The 2,587-nt window shown below is 59.1% G+C and carries 4 protein-coding genes and 1 pseudogene; 1 reads left to right on the top strand and 4 read right to left on the bottom strand.

Features of this window, described 5'->3' with window-relative positions:
• The 3 genes and pseudogenes from AC1D17_RS28460 to AC1D17_RS28450 all read right to left on the bottom strand — a co-directional run.
• A partial coding sequence (locus AC1D17_RS28460) for a type II toxin-antitoxin system VapC family toxin (protein ID WP_477568559.1) occupies positions 1 to 126 on the bottom strand: 126 nt, incomplete at its 3' end.
• Positions 123 to 416 (bottom strand): type II toxin-antitoxin system Phd/YefM family antitoxin, encoded by a 294-nt coding sequence (locus AC1D17_RS28455; protein ID WP_477568558.1) that lies wholly within the window; start codon positions 414 to 416, stop codon positions 123 to 125. The genes AC1D17_RS28460 and AC1D17_RS28455, both read right to left, overlap by 4 nt.
• Before the next feature lie 348 nt (positions 417 to 764).
• Positions 765 to 905, bottom strand: a pseudogene (locus tag AC1D17_RS28450) (integrase); the annotation flags it as partial.
• Between the two features lie 163 nt (positions 906 to 1,068).
• On the opposite strand from AC1D17_RS28450, the gene AC1D17_RS28445 reads away from it, so the two are divergent.
• On the top strand, positions 1,069 to 1,596 hold the full coding sequence (locus AC1D17_RS28445; RefSeq protein ID WP_112849313.1) for an NUDIX hydrolase: 528 nt from the start codon (positions 1,069 to 1,071) through the stop codon (positions 1,594 to 1,596).
• A 144-nt stretch (positions 1,597 to 1,740) separates the two neighbouring features.
• On the opposite strand, the gene AC1D17_RS28440 is transcribed toward AC1D17_RS28445, so the two are convergent.
• On the bottom strand, positions 1,741 to 2,587 hold an 847-nt coding region (locus tag AC1D17_RS28440; protein ID WP_477568557.1), incomplete at its 5' end, for a tyrosine-type recombinase/integrase.

The following is a 2,587-nucleotide window of genomic DNA, read 5'->3' as shown; positions in this document are numbered from 1 at the left end:
GAACGACACTGCGCTGACGAGGACACTGTTGGCCTTGTCCTCGATCAACGTTCGTGCCCTCGTGGAGAGCCGATCGCTGCCGATGGTCCACCAGTAGATTGCATGGCTATCGAGTAGGATCTTCATTGCGTGCTGTCGCTGTCGCCGGGTTTGCCTTGCCAGATGCCGGTGTCGTCATTCCAATCGCCAGCGTCGATCGCGGCCTGTTCTGCGTCGGTCGTGTCGAACAGGTCGTCGGGCAGGCCACGCTGGCGCAAGAGGCCGAAAGGGCGCTTGCCGCCATCGGCCGCAGGACCGATACGGGCATAAATCTCGTTTCCGCGCATGATGACGATTTCCTCGCCCTGGTTGGCGCGTTCGAGAACCTCTGCAAAGTTCTTGCGTGCTTCGCTGATCTTATAGCTGGTCTGTGGCATCGCCGGCTCCGAAATTAGTCGTGAGCGCACCTTATCATCAGTTACAGGTGCGTACAAGAAATCTGTACACATCACTTCCGATAAGGGATACTTATCGATGGTTATAGCCCCGACTGGCGATCATACCATGTGAGGAACCATAACATTCCAGTAGAGTTCCTATGCGGTTTTGTTTATCATGAAATCAATGGCTTATGATCTCGGCAGATTGGAAATTTCGAGTTTTTTTGAACCGGCTTTCCGTGCCGGTTGTGGCTTTTACTTCCCGATTTCAATTGAAGCGGCAAGCTGAAAATCTGGCACCCAATTTTGACTTAACGGCTTCACGTCGGTAGGGGAGGGCGCGMTTCAAAGCCCGGAGGCCATTACCAGATTGACGAGAAAGCGGTCGCGTCGCCGCTGATATTTCCGCGTTATCTCCGTGCTGGCGAGCCCGAACTGCTTCTGGGCATAGCGCTCATCGACCTCGGCCGTGGAGGCAAGACCGCGTGCAGCGGATGCTGAGATTTTTTCCTGCGCTTTCAGCTTCACTCGGTTGGTCCTCGGTCCCGAAGAAGCAGTGATCACTCCGGTGTGGATCACTGTCATAAAACTGTCATAAAACATCGCAGGCAATTGAGATAGAAAAGAAAATTTGACACGCTCAATTGTCATGACGTCAGAGAAACCAGGCAGCCCGCCCGCGGCGGGCAAATCACCGACGCTGCTCCAGCAGCTTGCTCGAACTCCGAACAAGCTGTTCGGAAAAGCGTTTGGCCAGCAATACGGTGCTCTCTGCTTTCGCTACAAGGAGGGTGGTCCCGAGATCGAGATCCTGGTCATCACCTCGCGCGAAAGTCGGCGATGGATCATTCCCAAAGGATGGCCAATGAAGGGCAAGAAGCCCTACGAGGCAGCCGCTATTGAAGCATGGGAGGAAGCCGGCGTGCGCGGTAAGGCAGAAAAGAGGCCAGTAGGCCACTATACCTACCTGAAAGAACTCGATGACGGCAATGTGGCCCCCTGCATCGTGGCGATGTTTCAGATTGAAGTGACGGAGATCAAGACCGATTTCAAAGAGCGCGGGCAACGCGTTTTGGACTGGGTGAGCCCGAGCGAGGCGGCGAGGCGCGTTCGCGAAATTGAGCTGAAATCCCTGCTGGTCAACTTCAAGCCGAATGCGAGCAAAACCCGCGGCTGACACCTTCGCGGTCGATAGCATGTTCCAGGTCGGAAGGTCCGAATGCGTCGGTCGGAGCAGTTGATGCCCGCTGGCGCCGTCCGCGCCCGTTATCTACGAAACTGAGAGCAGCCTGCCGAGAAATTGGCTCATATTGGGCGTGATTCAGAGCCCGGACGCCTTGGTGAGATTGGTGCGGAAGCGGTCGCGCCGCCGCTGATATTTGCGGGTCATCTCGGCCGAGGCGTGGCCGAGTTGTTTCTGAACGTAGCGCTCCTCGATGTCGGCCGAGGAGGCAAGGCCGGCGCGCAGCGAGTGCCCTGAGAACAGCAACTCACGTTCCCCTTCCGGCAGGTCGGAACGGACGCCGGCGGCGAGTGCGGTCCGCTTGACCAGGCGGGCGACATGCTTGTCGGAGAGCCGCTCGACGTCGACGGTCTTGTTATCCTTGAAGATGCGCCGGAACAGCGGGCCTCTGGCGATCCGGCCGAAGCGAATCCAGCTTTCGAGGGCAGCAACGGGGCAGGTCTGGTCGGAAGCGCCGCGACCGACCTCGACCTCGCGCCATCCGGTCTTGCCGCGCAGCGTTACCAGAACGCCCTGGTTGGGAAAAATCTCGATCCAGCCATGGCCGTCGCTATCGTCGTCGCGGACAACATCGAGCCYGACGATCTCGGAGCGCCGTAGGCCGCCGGCGAAGCCCAGCAGCAGGATGGCCCGGTCGCGCAGACCCCTCAGATCATGGCCGAGGGTGTTGACCATCGCCTTGATGTCGTCGCCCAGCACGGCCTCTTTCTGCCGTGGCGGCGTTGCGTGCTTGCGGCGAATGCCGGCGAGTACCGTCGCAATATGCCGATCGGAGCGATCCATCGGCGCGCCGCGCTGGGTAAAGTTCCAGCCCAGGCCGGAGAGACGCCGCTCGATCGTCGCGACCGAAAGGCGAGGGACTCCGCGCTTTGGATCGCCGGCAGCGGTGCCCGAGGCAGTGCCTGATGCACAGGCGCCAATGTAG

Source organism: Pararhizobium sp. P1_E7 (genome assembly GCF_056405855.1).
This window is presented reverse-complemented; position numbering and strand designations above follow the sequence as displayed.

Bases quoted from the DNA above. Each gene is read 5' to 3' on its own strand.
- AC1D17_RS28455 (WP_477568558.1), bottom strand. From the start codon at position 416: ATGCCACAGACCAGCTATAAGATCAGCGAAGCACGCAAGAACTTTGCA.
- AC1D17_RS28445 (WP_112849313.1), top strand. From the start codon at position 1,069: ATGACGTCAGAGAAACCAGGCAGCCCGCCCGCGGCGGGCAAATCACCG.